Source organism: Actinacidiphila sp. bgisy167 (assembly GCF_965342175.1).
Lineage (GTDB): Bacteria > Actinomycetota > Actinomycetes > Streptomycetales > Streptomycetaceae > Actinacidiphila.
Map to the genome: position 1 here is coordinate 1 of NZ_CBDRBL010000178.1, position 2,701 is coordinate 2,701.

Genomic DNA, 2,701 nt, shown 5'->3' on the forward strand with positions numbered 1-2,701 from the left:
TCCAAACCAGCACGGGCACCTGTCGTCAAATCAGTCGCCACACCGCCCTACTACCTGCGGATTCGGGTCTGACGTGCATATTCCGGCCATTCGGAGGTCTCTGCGTACCGATAGGCTCTCGGCCATTACTCGCACGCTTGGAGATCTTCGTGAAGACCCGATTGAGACAGGCCGTACCCGCCGCGGTGGCTCTGTTCACCTTGGCTACGGTCAGCGTCGGCACGGCTGAGGCGTCTCCCGCGCCCGGTGCCGCCGCGGCCGCCACCCCGTGGACTGGAACTTGGGCGACCGCCATGCAGGGCACCGGTGCCACGTTCACCGACCAGACGATCCGCCAGATCGTGCACACCAGCATCGGCGGCTCGTCCGTCCGCATTCACCTGTCGAACCGCTTCGGCACCCAGCCGGTCGTCCTCGACGACATCCACGCGGCGTCGAGCCTGTTCAACAGCGACATAGCCACCGGCACGGACGCGAAGCTCACCTTCGGCGGGAACACCTCGGTGACGATCCCGGCAGGCGGGGAGGCGGTGAGCGACCCGGCGGGGTTCTCCGTCACCCCCGAGTCCGAGGTCGCGGTCAGCTTCCACGTACCGGGCACGGCGGTCGCCACCCAGCACGACGCCGCCCGGCAGGTGAACTGGTACGCGCCCGGCGACCAGTCCGCGGCGCCCTACCTCAGCAGCGCCCAGCAGAGCTACTCGTACACCTTCCTGTCCGGCCTGGACGTCCAGAACCCGGACGCTGCAGGCGCGGTGGTCGCGTTCGGCGCCTCCATCACCGACGGCGAGGCGTCGAGCGGCAACACCAACCGCCGCTGGCCCAACCGGCTCGCCACCCGCCTCAATGAGGCGGGCTACCAGGTGGGCGTCCTCAACGAGGGCATCAGCGGCAACAACCTGCTCCAGAACGGCGGCGGCCCCGCGGCCGTGAGCCGCTTCGCCCACGACGCCCTGGACCAGCCGGGCGTGCGCTGGGTCGTCTTCTCAGACGACCCCATCAACGACATCATCAACACCAACCCGCCGGTCAGCAGCATCACCGGCGCCCTGCGCCAGCTCGTCGACGCGGCCCACGCGCGGAACGTCAAATTCCTCTGCTCCACACTCACCCCGTTCAAGGGCTTTACGTGGTGGTCCGACGACCGCGAGGTCAAGCGGCAGGCCGTGAACGACTTCCTGCGCGGCCCCGACAGCGGCTGCGACGGCGTCATCGACCAGGCGGCCGCGACCGGCGACCCCGCCGACCCGCGCGCCTACCTGCCCGCCTACGACGCCGGCGACCACCTCCACCCCAACGACGCCGGCCTGAAGGCCATCGCCGACGCCGTTCCGCTGTCGCTGTTCGGCACCCCCAGCGGCCCGGCTTTCGCCGACCTCGCACTGGGCCGTCCGGTGGAGACCTCCAGCGCGCAGTCGGGCTCCGGCTTCACCGGCGACAAGGCCGTCGACGGCGACCTCACCACCCGCTGGGCCGCCAACGCCGGCGACCCGCAGTCGCTGACCGTCGACCTCGGAGCGGCCAGGAACTTCAGCCGGATCCGGCTCAACTGGTACGCCCCGGTGGCCGAGTACCAGATCCAGACCTCCCCCGACAAGAACACCTGGACGACCGTCGCATCGCCCGCGGGCGTGCGTACCATCGAGGACTTCGCGGTTACCGCCACGGCCCGGTATGTGCGGGTCAACGCCACCCGCTCGGGAACCCCCTACGGCACGTCGCTGTGGGGCATCTCCGTCTATGGGACCCCCGCCCCGGCTTCCTCGCTCAGCGCGACGTTCGACAATACGGGCGTCACCTCCGACGCGGACACCGACGCGGGCAACTTCGACGGCGGCGGCGCCACCTACTCCGCCCAGGCCCTGGCTGCGGCAGGCCTGCGCGCGGGCAGGACGTTCGACGTCGGTGGCGTCTCCTTCGTGTGGCCCTCGACCGCCGGTTCGGGCAAGCCCGACAACACCGTGGCCTTCGGGCAGAGCTTCTCCGTCCAGCAGGCCGGCGGCAGCACCACCCTCGGCTTCCTCGCCTCCGGCTCGTACGGCGGCGCGAACGCGAACGGCACCATCACGTACACCGACGGAACCGTGCAGAGCTACACCCTGCTCATCCCCGACTGGTTCGGCGCCGGCGCCGAAGCGGCGGCCGTGGCCGCCTACCAGAACCGGCCGGGCGAGACGCGGTTCGACGGCCCCGCATCGGTCTACTTCGCCGGGATCGCCCTCCAGCCGGGCAAGACCATCGACCATGTCCGCCTGCCCGAGGTCAGCTCCCGGGCCGCGGCCGGGACGCCCAGTGTGCATGTCTTCGCCGTCTCGGCGGTGAAGACTGGGGCCACCGGGGGCCCGACCGGCCGCATCGTCGGCAAGAAGTGCGCCGGCGTCAACGGCGACCTGGCTGTGGACGGCGCGCGCGTCGTCCTCGACACCTGCGACACCACCGCCGCCCAGCAGTAATCCGTCCGCCCCGACGGCCAGGGCTTGATCAAGTTCCGTAGGCGTCCGGATCGTTGGTGACGCCCAGGATGGGGAGTGGGTTCGTCGCGGATCGCTCGGGTGGTCTTGGCGATGTTGTCGGCTCCGAGTGTTTTCAGCACGCCGATGGCGGCGAGGTTGCGGAGGGTCGCCATGGCCCGTGGTGCGGTTCCGGCGTGGACGGTGGAGGCGTCCTCGGCGAAGGTGACATCCCTGATGTGGTGCGAGGA

General features: G+C 70.3%; 1 protein-coding gene. It reads left to right on the top strand.

All coding sequences use genetic code 11. The features are described 5' to 3' along the window. Positions 1-149: 149 nt before the first annotated feature. Positions 150-2,453: a discoidin domain-containing protein gene (locus tag ACRWND_RS30560; RefSeq protein WP_431955182.1), complete on the top strand. Its 2,304-nt coding sequence runs from the start codon at positions 150-152 to the stop codon at positions 2,451-2,453. The last annotated feature ends 248 nt before the right edge of the window (positions 2,454-2,701 follow it).